The organism is Mycetocola sp. (assembly GCF_025464835.1).
Lineage (GTDB): Bacteria > Actinomycetota > Actinomycetes > Actinomycetales > Microbacteriaceae > Mycetocola_A.
The window spans coordinates 101228-127524 of the sequence record NZ_JAODMP010000021.1; the positions used below are offsets into that span (position 1 = coordinate 101228).

Sequence of the window (26297 nt, forward strand, 5' to 3'; positions counted from 1 at the left end):
AATGGGTGCTCAACTTCGGGTCTACACGCAGAAAATCAAGTCTGCGCAGACGACCAAGAAGATCACGAAGGCGATGGAGCTCATCGCCGCCTCGCGCATTGCGAAAGCACAGGCGCGTGTCGCGGCATCCGGTCCATACTCCCGGGCGATCACCCGCGCGGTGTCAGCCGTGGCGACGTATTCCAACGTCGACCACGTGCTGACCACCGAGCCGGAGACCGTCGAGCGGGCCGCCGTCGTCATCTTCGCGTCTGATCGCGGCCTCGCCGGCGCGTTCAACTCGCAGGTCCTGCGCGAAGCCAACGAACTGACGGAGCTGCTCAAGAGCCAGGGCAAGGATGTCGTGTTCTACCTCATCGGTCGCAAGGCTGTCGGGTACTTCACGTTCCGTAAGCGGGCGAGCGAGGGTCACTGGGTCGGCGAGAGCGAGAACCCGACCTTCGCCACGGCCCAGGAGATCAGTGCGGCACTTCTCGAGAAGTTCGTCCTGGATGCCTCGGACGGCGGGGTCGACGAGATCCACATCGTCTACAACCGTCTCGTCAGCATGATGAGCCAGGTCCCCGAAGTCGTTCGCCTGCTTCCCCTCGAAGTTGTCGAGGGCGTCGAAGAACCGGGCGACAACACGGTGCTCCCGCTCTACGAGTTCGAGCCGGATCCGGCGAGCGTGCTCGACGCGCTCCTTCCGGTCTACATCGAGAGCCGTATCTTCAACGCGCTGCTCCAGTCCGCTGCTGCAAAGCACGCGGCGACGCAGAAGGCGATGAGCTCGGCGAGCGAGAACGCGGACAAGCTCATCACGGATTACACGCGGCTGCGCAACAACGCGCGGCAGGCCGAGATCACCCAGCAGATTTCCGAGATTGTCGGCGGCGCAGACGCACTGTCGTCCGCCAAGTAACTTTCGATTACGAAGAGAGAAGAAGAGCATGACAGACATTGCCACCGCTCAGGACACGCGTGAGGTGAAGGCCGGCGCGATCGGCCGCGTCGCCCGCGTCACCGGTCCGGTTGTTGACATCGAGTTCCCGCACGACGCGATCCCCGGTATCTACAACGCACTGAAGACCACCGTCAACATGGCCGGGCAGACCCAGGTGATCACGCTCGAGGTCGCCCAGCACCTCGGCGACGACCTGATCCGTGCTATCGCGCTGAACCCGACCGACGGACTCGTCCGCGGCCAGGAAGTGACCGACACCGGGGATTCGATCACCGTGCCCGTCGGTGACGTCACCAAGGGCAAGGTCTTCAACGTCATCGGCGATGTGCTCAACGCCGAGCCAGGCGAGAAGATCGAGATCACCGAGCGCTGGCCGATCCACCGCAAGCCTCCGGCATTCGACCAGCTCGAGTCGAAGACCGAACTCTTCGAGACCGGCATCAAGTCGATCGACCTCCTCACGCCTTACGTGCAGGGTGGAAAGATCGGCCTGTTCGGCGGTGCGGGTGTCGGTAAGACGGTCCTCATCCAGGAAATGATCCAGCGTGTTGCGCAGGACCACGGTGGTGTGTCTGTGTTCGCCGGTGTCGGTGAGCGCACCCGTGAGGGCAACGACCTCATCATGGAAATGGAAGAAGCAGGCGTCTTCGACAAGACCGCGCTTGTCTTCGGCCAGATGGATGAGCCGCCGGGAACGCGACTGCGCGTCGCCCTCTCGGCCCTGACCATGGCTGAGTACTTCCGCGACGTGCAGAAGCAGGACGTGCTGTTGTTCATCGACAACATCTTCCGCTTCACGCAGGCCGGATCCGAAGTCTCCACCCTTCTCGGCCGTATGCCGTCCGCGGTGGGATACCAGCCGAACCTCGCCGACGAGATGGGCATCCTCCAGGAGCGCATCACCTCGACGCGCGGCCACTCGATCACCTCGCTGCAGGCGATCTACGTTCCTGCTGACGACTACACCGACCCCGCCCCGGCAACGACGTTCGCACACCTCGACGCAACGACCGAGCTGTCGCGTGAGATCGCATCGAAGGGCCTGTACCCGGCCATCGACCCGCTGACGTCGACCAGCCGTATCCTTGACCCGCGCTACATCGGTGAGGACCACTACAACACGGCCGTTCGCGTCAAGGCGATCCTGCAGAAGAACAAGGAACTTCAGGAGATCATCGCGATCCTCGGTGTCGACGAGTTGAGTGAAGAAGACAAGATCACGGTTGCCCGTGCACGTCGGATCCAGCAGTTCCTCTCGCAGAACACCTACATGGCGAAGAAGTTCACCGGTGTCGAGGGATCGACGGTTCCGCTCAAGGAGACCATCGAGTCCTTCTCGGCGATCGCCAGCGGTGAATTCGACCACGTTGCCGAGCAGGCGTTCTTCAACGTCGGTGGCATCAACGATGTCGAAGAGCGCTGGGCACAGATCCAGAAGGAGAACGGCTAAGAATGGCGTCGCTCAAGGTCAGCGTTGTCGGTGCCGACCAGGAAGTCTGGTCGGGCACCGCCTCCATGGTCATCGCCAGGACGGTCGAAGGAGAGATCGGTATTCTCCCCGGCCATGAGCCGATGCTGGCCATCCTCGCTGAAGGTGAAGTGCGCGTGACCGCCGAAAACGGCGATAAAATCACCGCACGGGCGGCCGATGGTTTCCTTTCCGTCGACAACAACATCGTCACCGTCGTGGCCGGCAACGCCAGCCTCGTCAAGTAGCCCGCCGCAAGGCCCCCGTAACGCCCCGTGTTGATCCTGCTCCCTCCGTCTGAGACGAAGAGAGCGGGTGGCACGGGGCGTTCGTTGTCGCTCGAACAGTTGCGTTTCCCTGCTCTGACGGATGCGCGTCGTGCGCTCATCGAGGATGTCGTGACCCTGTCGCAGGATCCGGATGCCGCGATCGCCGCCCTGAAGCTGGGCCCGAAACAGCACGGTGAGGTCGAGACGAATCGCGGGCTGTGGCAGTCACCGACGATGCCTGCTCTCGATCGCTACACCGGAGTGCTGTTCGACGCACTGGACCCGGCAACGCTCGGTGCCGAGGCCCGCTCGTTCGCCGGGCGGCATCTGGTTATCCACGCGGCGCTGCTCGGACCGATCGGGGCGCTCGACCCGATTCCGTCTTACCGCCTTTCGCATGACTCGCGGGTGCCAGGCCGTCCGCTCAAGCGTCACTGGCGGGCCGTCGTCGAGGTGGCGCTCGGCACAGAGCCCGGGCTCGTGCTCGATCTGCGCTCGGAGGCGTACGTCGGTCTCGGGCCGGCACCGTCCGGGTCACGCTTCCTCAGGGTGCTCACCGAGGGGCAGGGCGGCACACGGCGCGCGCTCAACCACTTCAACAAGCAGGCGAAAGGCCGCTTCACCCGAGCGCTGCTTCAGGCCGGCGTCGCGTTTTCCGACGTCGGCGAACTGCTCGACTGGGCTGCGAGTGCCGGGTTCCAGCTCGAACGCCAGCCAGACACGACCGACCTGGCACTCGTCGTCTGAATCGGCCAGGCTCAGCCTGCGGCGCGCCAGCAGCCCGCGACGTGGTCGTCGACGAGACCGGCGGATTGCATCAACGCGTACATCGTGGTCGGGCCGACGAACCGGTAGCCCCGCCGCCGCAGCTCCGCGCTCAACGCGGAGGACTCGGTGGTGACGGCGGGGATGTCGCCCAGCTGCGTCGGGCGCGGACGCCCCGGTGCCGGCTGGAAGCTCCAGACCAGGTCGGACAGGCTCTCGCCCAGTTGCTGAGTGACGCGAGCGTTGCCGATCACGGCGTTTATCTTGCCGCGGTGGCGGATGATCGTCGCGTCCAGGACGAGACGATCGACGTCAGCCTCCGTCATCGCCGCGACGCGGTCGATGTCGAACTCGGCGAATGCCGCCCGGAAGGCCGGGCGCCGGCGGAGGATCGTGATCCATGAGAGCCCCGCCTGGAAACCCTCGAGGCTGATCTTCTCGAATACGGGGCGGTCACCGAGAAGCGGGGTTCCCCATTCCTCGTCATGGTATCTCTGATACTCCGGATCGGATCCCGCCCAGGCGCAGCGCGAGCGGCCATCCGCGCCGACGACCAGCGATCGGGAGTCGGTCACAGCTGGGTCCTTCGGGTCGCGGCAAGAATGGGGGCGTCGTCAGGATAGCCGACGCTAGCGGTGGGGGATGCCCTCGTGGTCGAGGAGCCACAGCTTGGTCGACACGCCGTCGCCCTGGCTGTAGCCGACCACCCCTCCCGCGCCCGACAGGACCCGGTGGCATGGAACCAGCAAGGGAAGCGGGTTCGCACGGATCGCGCCGCCGACAGCGCGCCCTGAAGGGCCCGAACCGACGCCGTGACCGAGAAGTCCGTAGGTGCTCGCCGTGCCGAACGGGATGTCGGCGAGAGCTGACCAGACCCGGATCTGGAACGGTGTGCCTTCAGCGGCAATCGGGATGTCGAAGAGCCGCCGCTCACCGTCGAAGTATTCGGCCAGCTGTTCGGCGGCCGTCATCAGCACGTCGATCGCCGTTTCACGATAGCCGTCTCGAGGCAACCGTCCGCCACGTTCGATCTGCACGCCGGTGACAGCGGCGCCGTCGCTCGTGAGCTCGATCCGCCCGAGTGGGCTCGTCATTCGTACGAGACCGACCGGCCGGTCGAACAGGGTGGGCTGAGGCTCTTGGGGAAGTGTGCGAGGTGTCATGGACCGACAGTACGAGTGCGCGGCCAGCCGATCCGTTGCTCGACCGTTTCGGGGGAGAAGATGCCTCCGGAACGCCCTGTGGAGGAACCGCCCCGCTAGCCTTGGGGGATGGCAGACATCGAATACCGCACCCTTGGCAATAGCGGCCTCCGCGTTTCAACGATCGGGCTTGGCTGCAACAACTTCGGCAGGCTTGGCACCGCCACTGAGACCCAGCAAGGCACCGACGCCGTCCTGTCCGCGGCCCTGGACGCCGGAGTCACCCTGCTCGACACGGCAGACATGTACGGCAAAGCGCCTGGCCTCAGTGAAACCCTGATGGGGAACGCTCTTCGCGGCCGCCGCGACCAGGTGGTGCTCGCGACGAAGTTCGGCCATTCAGGCGCCGATGTGGGCATCGAGGGCTGGGGGGCGAAGGGGTCGAGACGATACGTCCGCCTCGCCGTCGAAGCTTCCCTCAGGCGACTGCAGACCGACTGGATCGACCTGTACCAGTTGCACACGCCAGACCCCGTCACTCCGATCGAGGAGACACTCGCGGCGCTCGACGACCTGATCCGCGAGGGCAAAGTTCGCTACATCGGTTCCTCGAACCTCGCCGGCTGGCAGATAGCCGAGGCGGAGTTGACCGCCGAGCTTTCCGGGCACCCGAAATTCATCTCGGCGCAGAACGAGTTCAGTCTCATCGTGCGTGACGCCGAGCGGGAGGTGCTTCCGGCGGTCCGGCACTTCGGGCTCGGCTTCCTGCCATACTTCCCGCTGTACAACGGCCTCTTCACCGGCAAATTCGGCCGGGAAGGCGGACCGCTCGATTCCCGGATCATGCGCCAGCGCAGCCACCTTCTCGACAGTGCTCCGTGGGACGCGATCGACGCGTTCCAGGCGTTCTGCGACGAACGCGACATCACGATGCTGCAGGCGACGTTCGCCTGGCTGCTTGCCCAACCCGCGCTCACGAGCGTCATCGCGGGGGCAACCCGACCGGAGCAGATCGCGCAGAACGCGGATGCCGCGACGGCGTGGCATCCGTCGCCTGAGGATGTGGAGGCCATCTCGGCCCTGTTCGCTCCGGCCGCCGACGCCTGAAACCGGGCGACGGCCCCGGCGACGGGAACGTTCGCTGGAGGCGGAGAGAAGTCGGCCTCGAGTCAGCTGAGTGAGCACTCACTCAGCTGGAACCGCCGGGTTCCCTTCCCCGAATCGACTCTCGACCAACCCGCCGCGCGGCGCCACTCTCTCCCGAAGACCGGCGCTCGATGTTCGTCGACGCGGTTCTTTCGCTGATCCTCGAACGGGGCAGCGAAGTCGCCTCCCGCCAGCTCGCCGAGAAGACGGAGCCGCCGAACGAACGGTCTTCCTGGCGTTCGGCGTCAAGAACAGCGTCCTCACCGGGGCGGTAGCCCGCTTCCTCGACCGGGAACCCCCGCTCACCGAACTGGCCGCCATCAACCCCGCCCGGCCGTTGGAGCAGAAGATCCGGTCGATCGTCGCAGCACTTCACCGTCGCTTCGAAGGAGTCTTCCGCCTGATGTCCACGCTCGACGAAGAGGACCGCCCGACCCCGGCGTCCGTCCGGGAGGACATCGAGCGACTCGTCGGCGCGGCGCTCGCCCCCGACTCGGAGAAGCTTCGGTGGAGCGCGGCGCAGATCGCCCAGCTTGCTCGACTCTTGCCTTCTCGAGTTCGTTCCCACTCCTCCGCGACGCCGACGTCATCCTCGTCATGGAGGCTGGACGGATCGTCGAGCAGGGCACCCACGACTCGCTGCTGGCCCAGGGCGGCGCCTACGACAGCCTGTGAAACTGGCCGTTCGCTGCCCCGGTGAGCGACGGGGCGTAATCCTCCCCAGGCGGCACCCCCGCTGGGGCTGTCCACAGATTGCCTGGGTTCTGCGGGGGAGGCGCCCGCATAACTCAGGCTTTCCGGCATGACCACCATCATCAAGGCTTCCGAAGCGCAGGACTTCCTCGCCCTTGTCCCGCACCTGACCGGCTTCCAGCCGGAACAGAGCATCGTCCTCGTTGCGTTTCGCGGAAACCGCACCTGCGGGGCGCTGCGCCTCGACCTTCCGGCAGCGGACGCTACCGTTGCGGCTCGCCGTCGCGCTGCCACAACGATGCTCGGAATGGTCTGCAGGATCCCGGACGCCGACGCACTCGTCCCCGTCGTCTACACGCACGCCTCGTTCACCTCCCGAGACCGGATGCCGTACCGGACCGTGATCGACAACGTCCTCACCAGGGCCAGATACTCGGGTTTCCTGGTGCGCGACGCCCTGTGCGTGGCGTCGGATGCCTGGGGTAGCTACCTCGACGAGGACTGCCCGGCACAGGGCCGGCCACTCGAACTGATCGCCGCTTCGCCGGCCAGACGCACGCTCGCCCGCACGGCAGAGCCTCCACGTCTCGTCGATGTGGAGGCGGAGTCCCGGCTGCCGGTACCGGATTTCCCGACACGTGAACAGACGGCCACACGTTATACCGAGCTGGACTCCCTGCGCGGATCTGCGGAACTCGGGCCGGCACTCATGTTCGACCACTCTTTCGGAGGCGACGTCGTCGCATTCGCCGACGCGCTGCTCGTCGGCGCCGATGAGTCGGTCTCACCTCACGATGCCGCTCTTCTGGGCTTTCTTGTGCAGGCGCCTGCCCTTCGCGACGAAGTGCTCCTGACCTGGGCCTGGGGTCCGGAATTCGGGGTGTCGGTCGGTGAGATGAACGCCAGGTATTCCGCCGGCGAAGACATCAGCATGGTGCCCGGCGCGATGGCGCTCGGGGGTTTCGGCATGCCGAGACCGGATCCGCGACGGCTGAAGACAGCCATCCGGGTTCTTCGGTACACGACCCCCCGGCTTCCCCGCCGTGCGCAGGCACCGCTGCTCACCATGCTCGCGTGGGCGCACTGGTCGCTGGGCTCGGGAACCCTCGCCTCGCGCTGGGTGGCGCAGGCTCGGACCCTCGACCCGGAGCACGGCCTTGCCCGACTTCTCGATCAGATGCTCTCGGCCGGCCGGCTCCCGGATTGGGCGTGGGACGTCCCCCCGGACGCCACGGCTGGGACGACAATCGACGCCAGAGGGTAAGCCTCGTCTCCGGTCGTCTGCCGCGACCGCTATTATCGACGCAGGCCACACGTTCGTGAGGCATCGAAAGGATGATTGCGTGACCGCCATCGACGTGCGCACCGGATCGCGAGTCGTCGACGTGCCCAGCAGGGCACCATTGGCGTTGTCCTGGGCGTCGGTCACCGACACCGGACGAAAGCGCCAGGTCAATCAGGACGCTCTCATCGTCGACTACCCGATCTTCGCGGTCGCAGATGGCATGGGCGGCCACGACGCGGGTGAGGTGGCCAGCGCCGCCGTCATCGCCCGGCTTGCCGAACGTGTCGCATCGGGCGACACGGTCGACCGGGGAGCTGTTGAGAACGCCCTCCGCGCGGCCGTCGACGACATGTTCGAACAGGTCGGCAAGTCAGCACTCGGCACGGGCACCACAGTGACGGGGATCGTTTTCGGTTTCTCGGGGCCGGATGGCGACGTCCCGGCCTGGACCGTCTTCAACATCGGTGACTCCCGTGTGTACAGGCTCCTCGGCGATGAACTCATCCAGGTGACCCTCGACCATTCGGTTGTGCAGGAACTCATCTCGATCGGCGCAATCACCCCGGACGAAGCAGAGTCCCACCCGCACGGCAACGTGATCACAAGGGCGGTCGGATTCTCCGACGACCCGCTGCCCGACTACACCGATGTACCCTCGGCGGATCGCACGCGGTGGCTGGTCTGCTCGGACGGGCTCACCAAGGAACTCACCGACTTCGGGCTTCGCCACTTCCTCATGCAGAGCAGAACCCCTGAGGAAGCTGTGCGCAGCCTCGTCGGCGCAGCGCTCGAGAACGGCGGCCGTGACAACGTCAGCGCCATCGTCCTCGACGAACTCCTGATCGACCCGGTCGAGCCGGCCGACGCTTAGCACGCGCAGGGTGCTCCCGGGAACGGCCACGTGTGGCCGCGCCGGTCGTCCTCCACCGACCGTCTCGGGACCCCGGTTCTCCACCTCGTGCCGGTTCCCGGCCCGGACTGGAACGGTCCTGCTTGGCTTGAGGTATGCACGAATCCAGCGACGAAACGATCTCCGTTCCCGCCGAGCCGGCCCCAGTGGCCGGGTCCCCGTTCCCGGTCGTCGCAAGCATCGCACCCGTCGTCGCATCCGTTGTCATCTGGCTGCTCACCCGATCACCGTTCGTTCTCATCTTCGCGTTCCTCGGCCCGGTCATCGCCGGAGCGAGTCTCGTCGACAACCGCTGGTCTGCCCGTCGGCGCCTGCGTACAGCCACTGCGGCTTACCGGGCCGAACTCGACAGGCTTTCCGGCCAGATCGACGACAGGCACGCCGCCGAGCGTCGTGGCCGGGACGCCACCTCCGTCGGTGCCCGGCGGATCATCGACGCACCGGATGCCCCGGAGACCGGTTTCGCCCGGTGGCGGGCGTCGCCCGAACGGCGGTTCGTCGTGGTCGCCGGGCGGGGGGAACAACCCAGCGCCGTGCGGGTGGACGGTCCGCCGGGGAATGGTGCCGCTGGATTGAGGGAGCGCGCCAGGACGATATCGGATGTGCCGGTCGAGGTGGACGCCTCAGCCGGCATCGGTGTCGTCGGACCCCCGATCATCACCCATGCCTTTGCCCGCGGGCTCCTCGTTCAGCTCTGTGCCGCAAGCAGCCCCGAGGTGCTCACTGTCGTCGGTGTTCCGACGGGCTGGGAGTGGGCGTCTGCCCTTCCCCATAGCCGGAGGCGGAACGGATCTTCGTCCCTGCTGGTTGCCGAGGTGTCACCGGATGCTGCGGCGCCCATGTCGGCGGACCTCCTGGTGGTTCTCGCCGACCGGCTGGACCGGATTCCCCCACGGTGTTCGGCCGTGATCGAACTGACGGGGGTGGCGACAGCCGTCCTCCGCCGCACGACCGGCGCCGGGCCGGGTGGGCCTCTTCGCTTGACGGTCGAACTGATCTCCGCTGCGGAATCCCGGCGGTTCGCCGAGAAGCTCGCGACGCTCGCGCGCCAGGCCGGCACGGGGCTCAGCGACGCCGAACCGCCCGACACGGTCGGCTTCTCCGAAGCGTCGGCTGGAGCACCCGCACCGGCCGGTGGCCCGTCCCTGTCCGCCGTCCTCGGAGCGACGGCCAGCGGGCCGCTGTGCGTCGACATCGTCTCCGACGGCCCGCACGCCATCGTGGGGGGCACGACCGGCAGTGGCAAGAGCGAGCTGCTGGTCACCTGGGTGACGAGTGTCGCCGAACGATACCCGCCGAGCGTGGCGAATCTGCTGCTGGTGGATTTCAAGGGCGGTGCGGCGTTCGCGCCGTTGCTCGGTCTCCCTCACGTGGTCGGTGTCCTGACCGACCTGGATTCCAGTTCAGCCGCCAGGGCGCTGGAAAGTCTGCGCGCAGAGGTGCGCGTGCGGGAACGGCACCTCCGAGAGCTCGGAGTCCGTGACATCGCCCAGGCTCCTGATTTGACCAGGCTCGTCATCGTCGTCGACGAGTTCGCGGCGATGCTCGACGGCTTCCCGGACCTCCACGCGTTGTTCGTCGACATCGCCGCTCGGGGCCGTTCTCTCGGGATGCACCTCATCCTCTGCACCCAACGACCGGCCGGTGTCGTGAAGGACTCACTCCTCGCGAACTGCGGATTGCGGATGTCCCTCCGCGTGAACAACCGGGCAGACAGCGCAGCGGTGATCGGGACGGATGCCGCCGCCTTCCTGCCCGCGGCAGTGCCCGGCCGGTTGGTTCTCGCCGGCGCTTCCGGCGCCGTTCGGCTGCAGGTCGCCAGCACCACCGAAGCCGACATCACCCGCGTTGAGAAGCGCTGGCCGCAGATCACAGCGGTGCGACGGCCGTGGCTGGATCCTCTGCCGGCGTGGGTGGAGCGCGAGAGCCTTGACATGTCGATCGGCGGCATCCGTGTCGGGCTCGCCGACCTGCCCGCCGAGCAGCGCCAGGACACTGCCGTGTGGGACCCGGAAACCGACGGGAGCATGCTCGTGATCGGCATGGCGCGCACCGGCAAGACGACGCTTCTCGACACCATCGCCGCCGAAGCGGCACGGCTGGGCACTGTGGTCCTCGAGCGCATCGGCCCGGACGCGGAACGGGCGTGGGACGTTGTGCATTCCCTCACCACAGCTCTAACGTCTCCGACGGTCGACGCTCCCGGAGTGCTGGTGCTCGTCGATGACCTCGATTCGCTCCTCGCCGGGATCGATGCCGACGACGCAGTCGCGTTGCGCGACGGCATCCTGACCCTTCTCCGCGACGGTCCACGCCATCGGGTTCACGTGGCGGTAGCGGTGCAGCGGCTGGCAGGGCCAACGGTGTCCATCAGCGGCCTCGTCGGCTCCACAGTGCTCCTCGGCACAGCGAACCGGCAGGAGCACATGCTCGCCGGCGGGGAAAGCACCGCCTGGGTCGAGGGCCGCCGGCCGGGCAGCGCCATCTGGCGGGGCGTGCCGGTGCAGCTCTGTGCTCCGGAAACGTTGGTGAGCCGCACGCCCCGGCATGGGGCCAGCCGGACGGTTCGCCCGGTCGACTGGGCCGATCACCCGGTCTGGCTGGTCGTGTCAGGGGCGCCGGGGCGCCTGGTCGACGAAATCCTGGCCCGCAACACCGAATCGCCGGCCGGGCCGCCGGTTCGCGTTGCAGCCCTCGCTGACGCGCCGTCCGGCCTGGTCACAGCCGAGCAGGTTCGCCGGAGTGCTGACAGCCCCGTCGTGATCGTCGGCGACAGCGAACAGTGGCAGGCGCACTGGCCGCTCCTCACCGCCTTGCGCGCCGATGCCGCCGTGCTGGTCGAAGGATGCTCGGTGGCCGAGTTCCGATCGCTCACCCGGATCCGGGATCGACCGCCCCTGCTCGCGCGGCAGTCAGGCAGGGCATGGCTCGTGGAACCCGCCGGTACGGTCAGGCGGGTCAGCGTTCGCTCGCCCGCTACCGGCTAGGCCCGCGCACCTGACACGAGGTCGACAGCTCCTCATGGCGGAGACCGTGCGCCGTGGCCACCGGTTCGCTGTAGACCGCGCCCCCGTGAACGTTCAGCCCGAGAGCCAGGGCCGGATCGGCGGCGAACGCGTCGCGCCAGCCGGCATTCGCGATCGCGCGGGCGTACGGCAGGGTCGCGTTGGTCAGGGCGTACGTCGAGGTGTGCGGCACAGCACCGGGCATGTTGCCGACGCAGTAGAACACCGAACGGTGCACGGGGAAGGTCGGGTCGGCGTGCGTGGTGGGGTGGGAGTCCTCGAAACACCCACCCTGGTCGACCGAGATGTCGACAAGCACGCTGCCGGGCTTCATCTTCGCAACCAGGGCGTTGCTGACCAGCTTCGGTGTCTGCGCTCCGGCAACGAGAACCGAGCCGATCACCAGATCAGCGCTCAGGAGAGAATGCTCGATCTCGAACGTGTTGCTCGCGATGGTCTTGATCCGTCCGGCGTACAAGGCGTCGAGTTCTCGAAGCCGCGCGATGTTCGTGTCGAGCACGGTGACGTCGGCGCCGAGTCCGACCGCGACAGAGGCCGCGTTGGTCCCAGCGACCCCGCCGCCGAGAACGGTGACTCGGGCAGGCGATGTCCCAGGCACACCAGGGACCAGAAGGCCAGGACCGCCGTTGGGTTTCAGCATGGTGTTGGCGCCGACGATCGTCGCCAGCCGGCCGGCGACCTCACTCATCGGCGCGAGCAACGGGAGCGAGCGGTTCGGCAGTTGCACGGTCTCGTACGCGATCGCCGTGATGCCCGAGTCCACCAGCGCCTGCGTCAGCTCACGTTCCGCCGCCAGGTGCAGGAAGGTGAACAGCACCAGGTCTGAACGGAAATACCCGTACTCGGATCGGATCGGTTCCTTCACCTTGAGCACCAGGTCTGCCCGTCCCCACGTCGACGCGGCATCCGGGAGGATGGTGGCCCCCGCCGCGGCGTACGCGTCGTCCGGGATCGATGACCCCTCGCCTGCGCCTTTCTCGATGAAGACCTCGTGACCGTGGACGGTGAGGTCGTGGACTCCTGCCGGGGTGATGGCTACGCGGAACTCGTTGTTCTTGACCTCACGGGGGATGGCGACTCGCATGGTGCTCCTTTGTCCTGGCCGCTCCTGGTGGGAGCGGCGCACGAGGGAAATGCCTCGCACCCCGATGAGAGGTCCGACGGCACTGTCAGGCGGGCATGACTGCCCGAGGCCAGCCTAGCCAGATCAGGCCTGTTCGAGCAGAGGTGAGACGCGGATCTCTCCGACGGTGCGATCGCCGCCCAGGATCGACAGCTTCAGGTCAGGGAGCACAGCGTCGACGGCGTCCCGGTCGAGAGCGCCGGCATCCGCGAGCAGGCTCAGGCCGACGAGGGTTGCGGCGCGCAGGCTCCCGTCGAGCATCTTGAGAGCGACGGTCGTTCCATCGGGAGCGGCTATCACCATGACCCCCTCGGCGCCGAGCTTCGCGAACACGCCGAGACGGTCGATCACAATCGTATTGGCGCGGCCTGCGCCATCGATCGCCCACCCGTTCTCGAGAACGGCGGCGCACAGGATCCCGGCGTTGCGGTAGATGGCGAACGGCGAGGTGGGTGACGACGTGCGGATGCGACCTATTCCCCTGGCGAGGCCGGAGAGGGACAGCGCGTGGACAGGAGTGCCGCACCCGTCGACGCCGGTGAGTACCGGGCGTTCCCCGGTGAACCTCTCGAGAACATCCCGGACCTGCACCTGCATCGGGTGGTCGTTCTCCAGATACGTCTCGATCGGCCAGCCGTTGGTGACACAGGCGAGGAGCATGGCCGCGTGCTTGCCTGAGCAGTTCATGTAGATAGGAGACGCTGTGCTGTTGTCCCGCACGAGCTCCATCCGGGCGGCATCGTCGGTCGGCCAGTCCGCCGGGCACTGCAGGGCGACCTCCGTGAGCCCGGCCTGAGCCAGAATGCTCCGGACGACCGAGATGTGACGCTGGGTCCCCGCGTGGCTCGCGGCCGCAAGGACGGCTGCGGCCCCGCGGAGCCCAACGCCCGCGTTCATCACCGCGATCGCCTGGAACGGTTTGAGGGCTGAACGGCCGAACACCGGAGCCGCCGGGTCCCCGAGGGTACGGATCACATCGGCGTGCTGGTTGAGGACGATGGCCGAGCCGGAGTGGCGTGACTCGACGAAACCGCTGCGGGTGACGATGGCGAGTTCGGCGGCGCTCGCCGATGAGAAGGTTTCAACGAGGTCGGGTGCAGTAGTCACCGGTCAAGGGTAGCCCTGATCTCCACCGCGGGGCGTGACAGACTGGGGCCATGTTGGGCACGCATGAGTACACCGTCGGCGTCGAATGGCACGGAAACCGCGGCACAGGCACGAGCGGGTACCGCGACTACAGTCGCGAGCTCATCGTGTCGGCGGAGGGGAAGCATCCGCTCGAGGGATCGGCTGACAAACCGTTTCGGGGCGACCCGGCGAGGTGGAACCCTGAGGAGTTGCTCCTCGCTGCACTCGCGCAGTGCCACCTGCTGTCGTACCTGCACGTCGCCGTCACCGTCGGGGTCGTTGTCACCGCCTACGAGGACGACGCCCGCGGCACGATGGTCGAGGACGGCATGGGAGGCGGCGCGTTCACCGAGGTGGTGCTCCGACCCAGGGTGACGGTCGCTGACCGGTCGATGGCGGATGCCGCGCGTGCGGCACATCAGCGGGCTTCCGAGCTTTGCTTCATCGCCAACTCGGTGAACTTCCCGGTGCGTCATGAACCGGAGATCCTCGTCGCCTGACGACGTGGCGGATGCTGCCGGGTCAGAAGCGCTCGGGGCGAAGTACCGCGCGCTTCAACTTCTCGATGGCGTGCGCCGGCGGAGCCTCGTTGTACGAGTCTGCACGCTCCTGCCCGGTGAGGGCGTGGATGGCGGCCATGATCTCATCGGTGGCGTGTCGCCTGGCCTTGCCGCTCGAGGCAGGTCCGTGGGCGCTGAGGTCGAGGGGTTCACCGAAGATCACGGTCACGCGCTTGAGCTTCGGGACGGTGCTTCCCACCGGCATGAGCTCGTCAGTGCCGATCAGCCCGACGGGGACGACGGGGGAGCCAGTGGAGAGGGCGAGCCAGGCGACGCCTGTGCGTCCCTTGTACAGCCGGCCGTCCAGCGAGCGGGTGCCCTCCGGGTAGATCGCGAACGCGCTCTCGTTCTCGAGAATCCTTTTACCGGCATCCAGTGCTTCAGTCGCGGCCGCTCCCGCCCCCCGCTCAACGGCCACAGCACCGATCGAAGAGAAGAACGTGCGGGAGACCCACCCTTTCAACCCGGTTCCGTCGAAGTAGCTCGATTTGGCGAGGAACTGCACCCGACGCGGCGCGACGACGGGAATGGCGATGCTGTCGATGAACGACAGGTGGTTGCTGGCCAGGATGACACGGCCCGATCTCGGAACATTCGACCGTCCGAGAATCCGCGGGCGGTACACCAGGCGGGCGACCGGGATCAGCACTGCACGCCCGAGGTGGTAGACCAGCCCAGGAGCTGTGGCCGCGTTGTCGTCGGCGACGCCGGGTTCCGTGATTGACACAAATGATGAGCGTAGTTCCTGACGTATTCCTCCTTGCGCATGAGGTCACCGGGAGCCTTTGCAGGCAACGACAGGGTTGGTGCGGCAGACTTGCGGTTCCACCCCTCTGTGAAAGCGATTCCCTGTGCGCACTTCCCTTCCCGTTCTCGTCGCAGCCGCGGCGGCATCCGCCCTCGTCCTTGCGGGCTGCGCTTCACCGGAACCGGCTCCGCAAGCGAGCGCCGAACCGGCTGGGCTCAGCTGTGACGACACGCCGGGCGGGTCGGTTGTCGACTCGGTGACGGCGACAGGCGACTTCGGCGTCGCACCGGCCGTGGACTTCCCGGAACCGCTCCGTGTCGACGCCTCCCAACGCTCCGTGGTGATCGAGGGCACCGGCGCTGAGGTGCAGCCGGGCGACATCGTCAACTTCGAGGTGTCGATCTTCAACGGAACCAGCGGAACTCTCGTGTCGCAGAGCGCCTATTCCGGTGGCGGCTGGGGCGCAATCGAAGTCAACGACACCAAGTTCATCCCCGGTCTGGTGCGCACCCTGGAGTGCGTCAACGAAGGCTCTCGCGTGGTGAGCGTCGTGCCGGCTGAGGACGGGTTCGGTGACACCGGTTCCCCCGATGGCGCGGTCGGGCCTGGTGACCCCCTCGTCATCGTCGCCGATGCCGTCGGTATCGTCCCCGCCACAGCGACCGGCACCCCGCAGCCGCCGGTGGAAGGCATGCCGGGTGTGAAGCTCGACTCGGAGGGAGTGCCGACGGTCACGATCCCGGACGGTGAAGCTCCAGCGGAACTGCAGCTCGCGACCCTGAAGCAAGGCACGGGCGAACTGGTCCAGGAAGGTGACAGCGTCACCGTTCAGTACCAGGGAGTGAACTGGCGCACCGGCAAGGTCTTCGATCAGAGCTGGGGCAAAGGCGCGGCCACCTTCCCGACGACCGGTGTCGTCCCCGGGTTCTCCGCAGCCCTCGTCGGTGCTGCTGTCGGGTCGCAGGTCCTCGCTGTGCTCCCGCCGTCGCAGGGTTATGGCGAGGCGGGCCAGCCCAGCGCCGGGATCGAAGGGACGGACACGCTCGTCTTCGTCGTCGACATCCTCGCCACCAGCCGCTAGGTGTTCGTTCGGCAGGGGTTTCCTGCCGGGCGCACGCCGAACAGGAGAATACGGACCTTTTCGGGCCCGTGCCCCTGTCCAACGGCGCCGGACGTCGCTGCCGACGGGTCGACGCGACGAGGGAGAGGGCCAACGACGGGACACCGGCAGCTGATGCGCGTCGGACAGGAGATACCGCTCCCGGCGCAGGGTGAACAGGAGCAATGGCGGCGTCGGATGAGACCCCTTGTTGACGGAGCACTCGGAGCTCGCCGCTAGGCTGGCCCTGTGCGACGCGTCATACTTCTCGGATCAACCGGCTCGATCGGGACCCAGGCCCTGGACGTCATCCGGGCCAACCCTCGACGCTTCGAAATTGTCGGCCTCTCGGCGCACAGCAACCGTGATCTGCTCCAGGCGCAGGCCGACGAATTCCGCGTCGAGGACACCGCTCTCGGTGCCGATGAGGCCGAACGCCTTGTCCGCTCCGTCGACGCCGATGTCATCCTCAACGGAATCACGGGTTCTGTCGGCCTCGGCCCGACGCTCGCTGCGCTCGAGACCGGGCGCACCCTCGCTCTCGCCAACAAGGAGTCACTCATCGTCGGGGGAGACCTCGTCAGCCGGATGGCGAAACCCGGCCAGATCGTGCCCGTCGACTCCGAGCACTCCGCGATCGCGCAGGCGCTTCGCTCGGGAACGAAAGAGGAGGTCCGTCGACTCGTGCTGACGGCATCCGGTGGTCCGTTCCGGGGAAGCAGCAGGCAGTCCCTGGCGAAGGTCACGCCGGCGGAGGCCCTCGCCCATCCGACCTGGGACATGGGACGCGTGGTCACCACCAACTCGGCGACCCTCGTCAACAAGGGGCTCGAGGTCATCGAAGCGCACCTGCTGTTCGATGTGCCATACGAGCGGATCGAGGTGGTCGTGCACCCCCAGTCGATCGTGCACTCGATGGTCGAATACGTCGACGGGTCCACCATCGCCCAGGCGTCACCGCCGGACATGCGGCTGCCGATCTCGCTCGGCCTCGACTGGCCCGCCCGTGTCGCCGGTGCCGGGAAACCGCTGGACTGGACCCGCGCCCAGAACTGGACGTTCGAGCCGCTCGACGACGCGGCGTTCCCCGCGGTCGAGCTGGCGAAAACCGTCGGCCGTGCCGGTGGCACGTACCCTGCAGTGTTCAACGCGTCGAACGAACAGCTCGTGGCGGCGTTCCACGCCGGCGCCATCGGATTCCTGGACATCGTCGACACGATCTCCCGCGTCGTCGACGCGCACCGCCCGGATGGCGAACTCACCCTCGAGACTCTTTCTGCGGCAGAGACGTGGGCTCGCGATGAGGCCGATCGGGCGATCGCAAACCTGCGTTAGCCGCTGCCGCCCGCCTGTTCACGCGTTCCGCACGAGTACACGCGGCACCCCGGGTGTTCCGGTCCGGGTCGGGTGTTTTCGCCCCCGCCGATCGGGGGATCGCGGAGATGCGCTGAGCAGTCGCCCGCATCCGGACTCCGCCCTCCTTGTTTCACATTCAGCAGAATTGAGTGACACGCCGTGCGAAACGGACCTCGCGTCGGCGTGTCGCGAGAATCTGCTGAATTTGAGGGCCGTTGCTGAATTTGAGGTCTGCCGGTGAGCTGCTGGGCCCCGCGGTGGCGAGCGGGGTGCTGGGGTCTAGACCCAGCCGGCCTCAGCCAGTGCGGCCCGCGTCTCGACGAGCACCGAGAAAGGGATCCTGACTCCGGCGACTTCGCGGTAGTCCTTCTCGGCGAGACCAGCCCAGAGGATCGTGTCTGCGGCGGTCGCCTCTCGGACGGCGACGCGAATCGCCTCCTCAGGCGCGGCGACCTCACGGATGTCTCCCGCCGGTTTGGCAGCGCGCGCTCCTGCGAGCACCGCCTCGCGAATGAGGGCCGGGTCCTCGGACCGTGGCTGGTGGTCGGTGACGATGAGCAGGTCGCTGCCCAGGGCGGCCTCACGCCCCATCTCGGGGCGTTTGGACTGGTCGCGGTCACCGTTGGCGCCGGCGACCATGATGACGCGCCCGGTGGTGAGGTGACGGACCGCCTCGAGCGTTTTCGCGAAGGCCTGTGCCGTGTGCCCGGAGTCCACGTACACGGCGGGACCGCCGGGCACAGGAACCTGCACGGCGCGCCCAGGCAGGGAGGCGGTGATGCCCCCGTCCCGCCGGAGAACGGCTTCGATGTCGGCGAGTGGGACGCCTGATTCGACGAGCATGGCGACAGCGAGTCCGCCGTTCGCGGCCATATGCCTGCCGATCACCGGAACCCGGCTGGAGAGCGTCCCGTGTTCCCTGTGCCGAAGCGTGAAGGCGGTGTACGACGGTTTCTCCTCATCGACGGTGACGGTCCAGTCGGCTGCCGCGTCCTCGATCGAGGTGATGGTGGTCACCGGGATGCCGGCACGCTCAACGACCACCGACCCGGCAGGAGTGTCGAGGGAGACGACCCCGTGCCTGGCATGAGCCGGCGTGAAAAGCTCCAGCTTGGCCGCGAAGTAATCGTCCATGTCGGTGTAGTCGTCGAGGTGATCCTGGCTGAGGTTCGTGAAACCGGCGACGTCGAAGACGAGTCCGTCGACCCGGTGCCGTGTGAGGGCGTGCGCGCTGACCTCGACGATCGCCGCATCCACACCGGACTCACGCATCCGTGCAATCAGGGCATGCAATTCGGGGGACTCCGGCGTCGTCATCGAACTAGGGACGACCTCTGCGCCGATCCGGCGCTCTGCGCTCGAGCTCAGTCCGGTCGACCGCCCCAGCTGCCGAAGAACGGAGTCGAGGAAATGCGCCGTCGACGTCTTCCCGTTGGTGCCGGTCATGCCGAAAAGCTGCGGCGCGTCCCGGTCGGTCTGGTAGAGCCATGCCGACATCTCACCGACGAGGATGCGCGGCGATTCCACAGTGACCAGCACCGGCACTCCGGATGCCGTCGCCTCGACCAGGCCGGCGGCATCCGTGAGGATGGCGACCGCTCCGCGCTCGACTGCCTCGACGGAGAACGTGGCGCCGTGGAATCGCGCCCCTGGTACGGCGACGTAGAGGTCACCCGGTTGGACGGCACGACTGTCCATCGTGATGCCGGTCAGGGTCACCGGCTGGAGCTCATCATGCACCGCGAGGCAGAACCGGGCAGCGAAGGCGTCGAGGGTCATGGGGAGGGGCTGGGAGGGTCGCACAGCCCATGTTCTCACAGGCGCATCGGAGCGTCCCTCACAGCGCGCCACCAGCATCCATACAGCGCCGGGCGCTACTCTCTGGGAGTGGAATCCGTGCTGCTGTACATCCTCGGCGTGCTGATCATTCTGATCGGTGTCGCCGTGTCGATCGGTCTGCACGAAATCGGGCACCTGATTCCCGCCAAGCTGTTCGGCGTCAAAGTCACCCAGTACATGATCGGGTTCGGCAAGACCCTCTGGTCGACGAGGAAGGGCGACACCGAATACGGCATCAAGGCGATCCCGCTCGGCGGCTACATCTCCATGATCGGCATGTACCCGCCAGGGAAGGACGGCGCCACCCGCAGCTCAAGCACCGGTTTCTTCCAGACCCTGGTGCAGGACGCCCGCTCGGCGAGCGCCGAGACCGTCGGCGACGGCGACGAGCACCGGACCTTCTCCGGGCTCCCCGTGTGGAAACGCGTCATCATCATGCTCGGCGGGCCCGCCATGAACCTGCTCCTCGCGATCGTGCTCGTCGCGATCGTGCTGATGGGCTTCGGCATCCCGCAGTCCACGCCGACGCTCGCGTCGGTGAGTCAGTGTGTGCTTCCGGCGACGAGCGAGAAGACCGCGTGCGAGGCAGGGGATCCGCTCGCCCCGGGCGCCGCGGCAGGTCTCAAGCCCGGTGACACAATTCTCTCCATCGATGGAACGAACATCGACTCGTGGGCCGATGCGACCGAGATCATCCGCACCTCGCCAGGCACCGAACTCGATGTCGCCGTCTCGCGCGACGGCGCCGAGCTCGCGGTGACACTGACGCCGCTGCTCACCGAACGGTACGCGATCGACGCGGACGGCGAACAAGTGACGGATGCCTCGGGCGAGCCGGTAACGGAGGAGGTCGGTTTCGTGGGCATCGCCTCCCAGACCGAGCTCGTGCCGGAGCCGCCCACCGCGGTTCTCCCCGCCGTCGGCGACAACATCGGCCACGTCGCGAACATGATCGTCAACCTGCCCGACCGCCTCGTCGACGTGGCCAACGCCGCATTCGGGCCGGGGGAGCGCGACCCGAACGGGCCGATCAGCGTTGTCGGCGTCGGCCGGATCGCCGGTGAAGTGGCCAGCCTCGAAGAGGTTCCGCTGGCGAGCAAAGTGCAAACCATGGTCGGCATCGTCGGCTCGCTCAACGTCGCCCTGTTCGTCTTCAACCTCATCCCGCTCCTGCCGCTCGACGGCGGCCACGTCGCAGCAGCACTGTGGGAGTCGATCCGTCGGGGCTTCGCGAAGCTGTTCCACCGTCGCGACCCGGGCCCCGTCGACGCTGCGAAACTGATGCCGGTTACGTTCCTTGTCGTGATCCTGCTCGGCGGAATGAGCGTGCTCCTGATCTTCGCCGACATCGTCAAGCCGGTTAACCTCTTCGGCTGACCTCGTACTCCGCACGGAGTAGCCGGTCGCGTCGCCGGAGGATGTCGGCACACCGGCAGGTCACGACGCTGAGGGGATGCTCCGAGGGGCGGTCGACTCCGAACTCGGAGACCGGTTTGCTCGCTGGGGAGGCCGCCCGCCGTTCCAGGAACTTCCCGCGCCGATGAGGCTCTGGCTCCCGGCCATCCTCTCCTTCGTCGTTCAGGTGCCGGCCACGATCGCCATCCTGTGGCGAATCGCGCCGGTCGGCTCCGCATGGCTCGAAACGGCGAGTGTCGGTAAAGCACGCCGCAAAACCGTCGAGCACAGGCAGTCAGCCGAGCAGGCGAAACGGCGCAGCGCCGGGAACTACACGAGGTGCTCGCGCACTCCCTCTCGCAGATCCACGTCCAGGCGGGAGTCGGGCTGCACCTCATGAACAGTCAGCCGGACACGCTCGCGCGGCGCTTGTGAATGTCACGTCATCGAGCAAGACGGCGCTCGATGAGGTGTGCGCTGTTCTCACCGCGGTGACACTGGCAACGGCATCCTGGGCATGACCGAACGGAAACCCGTTCTCCCCGCGTAAGGGCTACGCGCGGGCAAACCGGCTCAGCGACCGCGCCCTGGCCTTCTCCGCTTCGACCTCGCGGTCCTTCGGCGGCGCCGTGGTCACGAGGTCCTCGATCAGGTGCCTGGTGATGTGGGCGATCTGGGCGACAGCCTGGTCGAACACCTCGGCGTTCGCCTTGGACGGTTTCGTCGACCCGCTGACCTTGCGGACGTACTGGAGGGCGGCTGCATGAACTTCGTCGTCCGTTGCTGCTGGCTCGAAGTTGTGGAGCTGGTGGATGTTTCGGCACATGGCTTCAGATTAATCACTGCAGACGCGTTCCGGAAGGGTGTCAGCCTTCCATGCCGCCGGTGTCGGCGCCGCTCCCGGCGATGTTCACCAGCCAGGAAACACCGTAGCGGTCGACCAGCATCCCGAAGGTGTCACCCCACGGGGCGGCGACGAGGGGCTCGACGATCGTGGCGCCTTCCGCGAGTCCGTCCCAGTAGCCGCGCAGCTCGGAGTCGTCGTCGCCGCTGAGCGAGACGGAGAAATCGGTCCCTCGCGTGTACTCCATCCCCTCCATCACATCCGCCCCCATGAGGCTCAGCCCGTCGGTGGTCACCAGTTCTCCGTGCATGATGTTGTCAGCCTGGGCCGGGTCCTCGTTCATCTGGAACTCACCGAATGTGCTCAGCGTGAGTTCGCCACCGAAGACGTCGCGGTAGAAGGTCATTGCTTCACGGGCGTTGCCTTGGAAGTTGAGGTACGGGTTGAGTCTCGTAGGCATCGCTTTCTCCCTCGTCTGTTCGCCGGGTGTGACCGATCCGTGGCCTCGATTATTGACCAATGGCAGGGCGAAGCAGAAGTCCCCATTTTCGCCGTTCGGTCTCAGGGGCCATCAGCCGGCAGCGGCCATCGCCCGGCGGACCGCGTCGATCGAGGCGGCGACGTCCGTGGCGTCCGTCGACCAGTTGCTGACCGAGATGCGAAGCACCTCCCGACCCTGCCAGCGTGAACCTGACATCCAGACTGCGCCGTCGGCGATGAGCGCCTGGGTCACGTCGCGGGTGCGTTCGTCGGTGCCGAAACTGAGACAGACCTGCGTGAACACGACCTCGTTGAGAACCTCGACACCCGGCAGGGCACTCAGGCCCTGCGCGAGTTCCCTCGCGTTCCTGGCGAGGCGCTCAACAAGGGCGATCGTGCCCTCCCGGCCGAGGGAACGCAGAGCCGCCCAGACGGGGATGCCGCGGGCGCGGCGGGACATCTCCGGAACGCGTTCAAACGGGTCACCATGCGCATCGAGGATGAGGTAATCGGTGTGGGCGCCGAACTCCGACCTCAGGAGAGCGCGGTCGGCAACGATGGCGACGCCGCAGTCGTATGGCACGTTGAGGGTCTTGTGAGCGTCGGTCGCCCAGGAGTCGGCCAGTTCCAGTCCGTTGAGAGCCGGGGCCCAGCTGCGGCTCACAGCCGCCCACAGGCCGAATGCACCGTCGACGTGCACCCATGCGCCCCGCGCACGGGCCAGTTCGATCGCCTCGAGAAACGGGTCGAACGCGCCTGAGTGCAGGTTCCCGGCTTGAAGGCAGAGGATCGTCGGTCCTGACGCGGCGTCGAGAGCCTCCTTCAGCGCATCGACCCGAATCCGGCCCTGGTCGTCGGCGGCGACCGGTGTCGCGAGGCCCAGCCCGAGGTAGCGCAGCGCCATGTCGACGGAAACGTGACTTTCCGCACCGGCGAGCACGGTGATCCGTGGAGATCCGGAGAGACCGTCTGCCCGCAGATCCCAGCCAACGTCGTCCAGTGCCTTCTTCCTCCCAGCCGCGAGACCAACGAAGTTCGCCATGGTCGCGCCGGTGGTGAACCCGACCCCCGACGACGCCGGGAGGCCCAGCAGGTCGAGGAGCCAGTCCTCGGCCGCCTCTTCGATCGACGCCGTCGCCGGTGTCGCGAAGCGCATCGCCGCGTTCTGGTCCCACGCGCTCACGAGCCAGTCAGAGGCGAGGGCGGATGGGAGGGTGCCTCCCATCACCCAGCCGAAGAACCGGCCGGACGGTATCCCCATCAGCCCTGGTTCAGCGAAGGTGGCGAGTTCATCGATGACCTCCGCCGGGTCGATGCTGCTCTCCTGCAGAGGCACCCGGAAGTGTTCAGCGACCTCGTCGGCCTTCTGCCGTGGCGCGACCGGGCGCGTCGTGAGCGATTCCAGCCACTCGATCGAGTGGTACCGAGCTCGATCGAGAGCGTCGCGATAGTCGTCCGGCTGCGCTGTCACAGTGGAAGGGTAGACCCGGATCCGACCGCGGAACAGCCCCCAGCACCCGACGGAGAAGACCACCGTCGGGCTGACGGCCTCCTAGGCTTGAGCGTATGACCGTCGCCGAACATGACCCTTACCTCTGGCTCGAAGAGATTGACAGCGAAGCAGCGCTGGACTGGGTCCGCGCCCGCAACGCGGAGACGGTCGGCAGTCTTGTGGCCACCGAGGCGTTCGCCGGCACCGAGAGGGCGATTCGTGAGGTGCTCGACTCGGATGCCAAGCTTCCGATGGTGCAGAAGGTCGGCGAGTACTACTACAACTTCTGGACGGATGCCGCCCACCAGCGTGGCCTCTGGCGGCGCACGACTCTCGACGAGTACCGCAAACCGCAGCCTGCCTGGCAGATCGTCCTCGACATCGACGCACTGAACGAAGCCGAGGGGGAGGACTGGGTCTGGCACGGGGCAAGCATTTTGCGCCCGGGGTACCGCAAGGCGCTGATCGACCTCTCGCATGGCGGGTCCGACGCGGATGTGACGCGCGAGTTCGACCTCGACAGCTTCCGGTTCGTTCCCCCGGAAGACGGGGGTTTCTTCCGTCCTGAGGCGAAGGGCGGCCTCGGCTGGATCGACGACGACACCGTGTACCTGTGCTCGGAACTCGGTGAAGGCTCGCTGACCTCGTCCGGGTACCCGAGGGTCGCCCGTCGCTGGCGCCGGGGGACCCCGATCGAGTCGTCTGAGGTGGTCTTCGAAGGCGAGGTGACCGACGTGTCTGTTCGGGCCTTCCGGAGCCACACGCCCGGCTACATCCGTGACTTCTACTGGCGGGCGCCCACCTTCTACACGTCGGAAGTGTTCGTTCTTCTCCCAGGCGGACCGACACGGATCGACGTCCCGGACTCCGCCGAGATCGGGTTCTCGCGGCAATGGCTGCTCATCGAATTGCGGGAGAACTGGACCCCTGACGACATCACCTACCGAGCGGGCTCGCTGCTCGCCGCCGATTTCGACGGCTTCCTCGCCGGTGACCGCGGGTTCGAGGTCGTGTTCGAACCGACACCGACCACCTCTCTCGCCGGCGCGGCGTGGACACGCGACCATCTCGTGCTCACCGTCCTCGACGATGTGAAGAGCCGCATCAGGGTGCTGACACCGACGGATGCCGCATGGCGGCGAAGCGAGTTCCCCGGCGCCCCCGAGTTCGCGACCGTGCAGGTCTCCGCCGTGGACCCAGACGAGAACGATCTCGTCTGGGTGGTGTCCACCGACTACCTCACCCCGACCACCCTGTCGATCGCCACCGTCGGTCCAGGCGGCGGTCTGCCCGTCGTGCTGAAGTCCCAGCCGTCGTTCTTCGACACCGCCGGCCTCGGAATCGAACAGCATTTCGCGGTCTCCGACGACGGCACCCGGGTGCCGTATTTCCTCGTCCGCCGGACGGATGCCGCCACCGACGGATCGTTGCAGACGCTCCTCTACGGCTATGGCGGCTTCGAGATCTCGCTCACCCCCGGTTATTCGGGGACGCTCGGGCGTGCCTGGCTTGCGAGCGGCGGTGCGTACGCCGTCGCGAACATCCGGGGCGGGGGAGAATACGGCCCGACCTGGCACCAGGCTGCGCTCAAAGAGAACCGTTCCCGCGCCTTCGAGGACTTCGCAGCCGTCGCCAGGGACCTCGTCGCCCGCGGAATCACCACTCCCGATCGCCTCGGGATCCAGGGAGGCTCGAACGGCGGACTGCTCACGGGCAACATGGTCACCCGCTACCCCGAGTTGTTCGGGGCCGTCGTCTGCCAGGTGCCGCTGCTCGACATGCGCCGGTACTCGCAACTGCTCGCCGGCGCATCCTGGATGGCCGAGTACGGCGACCCGGATGATCCCGAACAGTGGGCGTTCCTCGAGGCGTTCTCGCCGTATCACCAGTTCGACCCGACCCGCAGCTACCCTCCCGTCCTGTTCACGACCTCGACCCGCGACGACCGCGTGCACCCTGGCCACGCGCGCAAGATGGCCGCTCGCATGCTTGAGGCCGGTTGCGACGTCACCTATTACGAGAACATCGAGGGAGGTCACGGGGGAGCGGCAACGAATGCTCAAGCTGCCCGGATGTCCGCGCTCGCCTACCGGTTCCTCTCTGAGCGGCTCGGCACGGCGCCGACGATGGAGTGAGCCGGACGGTCACATCGGTTTCGTCCGTCGCGAATGTCGATTTTTGGCGACGAAGCCCGGCATTTGGGACCGATCAACCGGAAGTGATTCCGTTTCTCGTGGCCCTACGGGGGCTGATGATGAGCCGGTAGGTTTGTAATCGCGAGAGGCCGTGACGGACTGGTCCTCGCGGCTGCCAGGGTTTCAGGTCCCACCCGTCGACGACGTCAACCACTACACGATTCTCATGGGCGAGAAAGGTGCAGACGCCGTTCGCACGGTGATCCTGGCGGAACAGAGCCGTAGTTCGGTGGCACACGCAGCAACGGAGGTGCAACAGTGACAATGGACAAATCAGTGGCAAGCGCGGCTGAGGCGGTGGCGGACATCGCCAGCGGATCCTCGATCGCGGTCGGCGGTTTCGGTTTGTGCGGCAACCCGATGACCCTGATCGAAGCGTTGCTCGAGAAGG

25 protein-coding genes and 1 pseudogene are annotated in these 26297 nt (G+C 66.9%); 17 read left to right on the forward strand and 9 right to left on the reverse strand.

Annotation, left to right across the window (positions count from 1 at the left end):
- Position 1: 1 nt before the first annotated feature.
- From JWP90_RS03215 to JWP90_RS03230, 4 genes are read left to right on the forward strand one after another with little or no spacing between them, the layout of a single operon-like run.
- On the forward strand, positions 2–901 hold the full coding sequence (locus tag JWP90_RS03215) for a F0F1 ATP synthase subunit gamma (RefSeq protein WP_297359505.1): 900 nt from the start codon (positions 2–4) through the stop codon (positions 899–901).
- 28 nt (positions 902–929) lie between these two features.
- Positions 930–2393, forward strand: coding sequence for a F0F1 ATP synthase subunit beta (atpD, locus tag JWP90_RS03220; protein WP_297359507.1), 1464 nt, complete (start codon positions 930–932; stop codon positions 2391–2393).
- Between the two features lie 2 nt (positions 2394–2395).
- Positions 2396–2659: a F0F1 ATP synthase subunit epsilon gene (locus JWP90_RS03225; RefSeq protein WP_297359510.1), complete on the forward strand. Its 264-nt coding sequence runs from the start codon at positions 2396–2398 to the stop codon at positions 2657–2659.
- 27 nt (positions 2660–2686) lie between these two features.
- Entirely contained in the window at positions 2687–3427 is a 741-nt protein-coding gene (locus JWP90_RS03230; protein ID WP_297359513.1) for a peroxide stress protein YaaA, read from the forward strand.
- 11 nt (positions 3428–3438) lie between these two features.
- Here JWP90_RS03230 and JWP90_RS03235 read toward each other — a convergent pair whose 3' ends face one another.
- On the reverse strand, positions 3439–4020 hold the full coding sequence (locus JWP90_RS03235; RefSeq protein ID WP_297359516.1) for a DNA-3-methyladenine glycosylase I: 582 nt from the start codon (positions 4018–4020) through the stop codon (positions 3439–3441).
- Positions 4021–4074: 54 nt separating this feature from the next.
- Positions 4075–4608, reverse strand: a complete 534-nt coding sequence (locus JWP90_RS03240) for a methylated-DNA--[protein]-cysteine S-methyltransferase (protein ID WP_297359519.1) — start codon at positions 4606–4608, stop codon at positions 4075–4077.
- Positions 4609–4716: 108 nt separating this feature from the next.
- On the opposite strand from JWP90_RS03240, the gene JWP90_RS03245 reads away from it, so the two are divergent.
- The 5 genes and pseudogenes from JWP90_RS03245 to JWP90_RS03265 all read left to right on the forward strand — a co-directional run bounded on the left by JWP90_RS03245 (position 4717) and on the right by JWP90_RS03265 (position 11608).
- Positions 4717–5694, forward strand: a complete 978-nt coding sequence (locus JWP90_RS03245; protein ID WP_297359521.1) for an aldo/keto reductase — start codon at positions 4717–4719, stop codon at positions 5692–5694.
- 609 nt (positions 5695–6303) lie between these two features.
- A pseudogene (locus JWP90_RS03250) lies at positions 6304–6408 on the forward strand (permease); the annotation flags it as partial.
- Between the two features lie 127 nt (positions 6409–6535).
- Positions 6536–7690 carry a DUF4192 domain-containing protein gene (locus JWP90_RS03255; RefSeq protein WP_297359524.1) on the forward strand — a complete coding sequence of 385 codons (1155 nt, stop codon included), beginning with the start codon at positions 6536–6538 and terminating at the stop codon, positions 7688–7690.
- Positions 7691–7769: 79 nt separating this feature from the next.
- Complete coding sequence (locus JWP90_RS03260; RefSeq protein ID WP_297359527.1) at positions 7770–8582, forward strand: protein phosphatase 2C domain-containing protein; 813 nt, start codon at positions 7770–7772, stop codon at positions 8580–8582.
- A 134-nt stretch (positions 8583–8716) separates the two neighbouring features.
- Positions 8717–11608, forward strand: coding sequence for an FtsK/SpoIIIE domain-containing protein (locus JWP90_RS03265; RefSeq protein WP_297359530.1), 2892 nt, complete (start codon positions 8717–8719; stop codon positions 11606–11608).
- Here the strand turns inward: JWP90_RS03265 and ald are convergent.
- On the reverse strand, positions 11598–12731 hold the full coding sequence (gene ald / locus JWP90_RS03270) for an alanine dehydrogenase (RefSeq protein ID WP_297359533.1): 1134 nt from the start codon (positions 12729–12731) through the stop codon (positions 11598–11600). The genes JWP90_RS03265 and ald overlap by 11 nt on opposite strands.
- A 123-nt stretch (positions 12732–12854) precedes the next feature.
- Positions 12855–13877 carry an asparaginase gene (locus JWP90_RS03275; protein WP_297359536.1) on the reverse strand — a complete coding sequence of 341 codons (1023 nt, stop codon included), beginning with the start codon at positions 13875–13877 and terminating at the stop codon, positions 12855–12857.
- Positions 13878–13927: 50 nt separating this feature from the next.
- Between JWP90_RS03275 and JWP90_RS03280 the strand changes: the two genes are divergently transcribed.
- Positions 13928–14398, forward strand: a complete 471-nt coding sequence (locus tag JWP90_RS03280; protein ID WP_297359540.1) for an OsmC family protein — start codon at positions 13928–13930, stop codon at positions 14396–14398.
- A 22-nt stretch (positions 14399–14420) separates the two neighbouring features.
- Here JWP90_RS03280 and JWP90_RS03285 read toward each other — a convergent pair whose 3' ends face one another.
- The gene (locus JWP90_RS03285) at positions 14421–15185 is read right to left on the reverse strand and encodes a 1-acyl-sn-glycerol-3-phosphate acyltransferase (protein WP_297359541.1); all 765 of its coding nucleotides are present in this window, start codon (positions 15183–15185) and stop codon (positions 14421–14423) included.
- A gap of 124 nt (positions 15186–15309) precedes the next feature.
- On the opposite strand from JWP90_RS03285, the gene JWP90_RS03290 reads away from it, so the two are divergent.
- Both JWP90_RS03290 and dxr read left to right on the forward strand, forming a co-directional pair.
- A complete protein-coding gene (locus tag JWP90_RS03290; protein WP_297359544.1) occupies positions 15310–16287 on the forward strand; it encodes an FKBP-type peptidyl-prolyl cis-trans isomerase in 978 nt (325 codons plus the stop codon).
- Between the two features lie 267 nt (positions 16288–16554).
- Positions 16555–17640: a 1-deoxy-D-xylulose-5-phosphate reductoisomerase gene (gene dxr, locus JWP90_RS03295; RefSeq protein ID WP_297359547.1), complete on the forward strand. Its 1086-nt coding sequence runs from the start codon at positions 16555–16557 to the stop codon at positions 17638–17640.
- A 300-nt stretch (positions 17641–17940) separates the two neighbouring features.
- On the opposite strand, the gene JWP90_RS03300 is transcribed toward dxr, so the two are convergent.
- Positions 17941–19440 carry a Mur ligase family protein gene (locus JWP90_RS03300; RefSeq protein WP_297359550.1) on the reverse strand — a complete coding sequence of 500 codons (1500 nt, stop codon included), beginning with the start codon at positions 19438–19440 and terminating at the stop codon, positions 17941–17943.
- Between the two features lie 108 nt (positions 19441–19548).
- Between JWP90_RS03300 and JWP90_RS03305 the strand changes: the two genes are divergently transcribed.
- Both JWP90_RS03305 and JWP90_RS03310 read left to right on the forward strand, forming a co-directional pair.
- A complete protein-coding gene (locus tag JWP90_RS03305; protein WP_297359553.1) occupies positions 19549–20877 on the forward strand; it encodes an RIP metalloprotease in 1329 nt (442 codons plus the stop codon).
- A gap of 76 nt (positions 20878–20953) precedes the next feature.
- The gene (locus JWP90_RS03310) at positions 20954–21295 is read left to right on the forward strand and encodes a hypothetical protein (RefSeq protein WP_297359555.1); all 342 of its coding nucleotides are present in this window, start codon (positions 20954–20956) and stop codon (positions 21293–21295) included.
- 153 nt (positions 21296–21448) lie between these two features.
- On the opposite strand, the gene JWP90_RS03315 is transcribed toward JWP90_RS03310, so the two are convergent.
- The 3 genes from JWP90_RS03315 to JWP90_RS03325 all read right to left on the reverse strand — a co-directional run bounded on the left by JWP90_RS03315 (position 21449) and on the right by JWP90_RS03325 (position 23690).
- Positions 21449–21721 (reverse strand): DUF2277 domain-containing protein, encoded by a 273-nt coding sequence (locus tag JWP90_RS03315; RefSeq protein WP_297359558.1) that lies wholly within the window; start codon positions 21719–21721, stop codon positions 21449–21451.
- A 40-nt stretch (positions 21722–21761) separates the two neighbouring features.
- Positions 21762–22199 carry a VOC family protein gene (locus JWP90_RS03320; protein WP_297359562.1) on the reverse strand — a complete coding sequence of 146 codons (438 nt, stop codon included), beginning with the start codon at positions 22197–22199 and terminating at the stop codon, positions 21762–21764.
- A 111-nt stretch (positions 22200–22310) separates the two neighbouring features.
- Entirely contained in the window at positions 22311–23690 is a 1380-nt protein-coding gene (locus JWP90_RS03325; RefSeq protein WP_297359565.1) for an aminotransferase class V-fold PLP-dependent enzyme, read from the reverse strand.
- Positions 23691–23785: 95 nt separating this feature from the next.
- Here JWP90_RS03325 and JWP90_RS03330 point away from each other — a divergent pair, with 95 nt between their 5' ends.
- The 3 genes from JWP90_RS03330 to JWP90_RS03340 all read left to right on the forward strand — a co-directional run.
- Positions 23786–25846, forward strand: coding sequence for a prolyl oligopeptidase family serine peptidase (locus JWP90_RS03330; protein WP_297359568.1), 2061 nt, complete (start codon positions 23786–23788; stop codon positions 25844–25846).
- Positions 25847–25997: 151 nt separating this feature from the next.
- On the forward strand, positions 25998–26168 hold the full coding sequence (locus JWP90_RS03335; RefSeq protein ID WP_297359571.1) for a hypothetical protein: 171 nt from the start codon (positions 25998–26000) through the stop codon (positions 26166–26168).
- A gap of 2 nt (positions 26169–26170) precedes the next feature.
- Positions 26171–26297: CoA-transferase (locus JWP90_RS03340; RefSeq protein ID WP_297359578.1), on the forward strand; the 127-nt coding region annotated here is incomplete at its 3' end.

Excerpts from the sequence above, each read along its gene's own strand:
- JWP90_RS03215 (WP_297359505.1), top strand. The coding sequence starts at position 2 with ATGGGTGCTCAACTTCGGGTCTACACGCAGAAAATCAAGTCTGCGCAG.
- atpD (WP_297359507.1), top strand. The coding sequence starts at position 930 with ATGACAGACATTGCCACCGCTCAGGACACGCGTGAGGTGAAGGCCGGC.
- JWP90_RS03225 (WP_297359510.1), top strand. The coding sequence starts at position 2,396 with ATGGCGTCGCTCAAGGTCAGCGTTGTCGGTGCCGACCAGGAAGTCTGG.
- JWP90_RS03240 (WP_297359519.1), bottom strand. The coding sequence starts at position 4,608 with ATGACACCTCGCACACTTCCCCAAGAGCCTCAGCCCACCCTGTTCGAC.
- JWP90_RS03245 (WP_297359521.1), top strand. The coding sequence starts at position 4,717 with ATGGCAGACATCGAATACCGCACCCTTGGCAATAGCGGCCTCCGCGTT.
- JWP90_RS03255 (WP_297359524.1), top strand. The coding sequence starts at position 6,536 with ATGACCACCATCATCAAGGCTTCCGAAGCGCAGGACTTCCTCGCCCTT.
- JWP90_RS03265 (WP_297359530.1), top strand. The coding sequence starts at position 8,717 with ATGCACGAATCCAGCGACGAAACGATCTCCGTTCCCGCCGAGCCGGCC.
- ald (WP_297359533.1), bottom strand. The coding sequence starts at position 12,731 with ATGCGAGTCGCCATCCCCCGTGAGGTCAAGAACAACGAGTTCCGCGTA.
- JWP90_RS03280 (WP_297359540.1), top strand. The coding sequence starts at position 13,928 with ATGTTGGGCACGCATGAGTACACCGTCGGCGTCGAATGGCACGGAAAC.
- JWP90_RS03300 (WP_297359550.1), bottom strand. The coding sequence starts at position 19,440 with ATGACCCTCGACGCCTTCGCTGCCCGGTTCTGCCTCGCGGTGCATGAT.
- JWP90_RS03310 (WP_297359555.1), top strand. The coding sequence starts at position 20,954 with ATGCTCCGAGGGGCGGTCGACTCCGAACTCGGAGACCGGTTTGCTCGC.
- JWP90_RS03315 (WP_297359558.1), bottom strand. The coding sequence starts at position 21,721 with ATGTGCCGAAACATCCACCAGCTCCACAACTTCGAGCCAGCAGCAACG.
- JWP90_RS03320 (WP_297359562.1), bottom strand. The coding sequence starts at position 22,199 with ATGCCTACGAGACTCAACCCGTACCTCAACTTCCAAGGCAACGCCCGT.
- JWP90_RS03330 (WP_297359568.1), top strand. The coding sequence starts at position 23,786 with ATGACCGTCGCCGAACATGACCCTTACCTCTGGCTCGAAGAGATTGAC.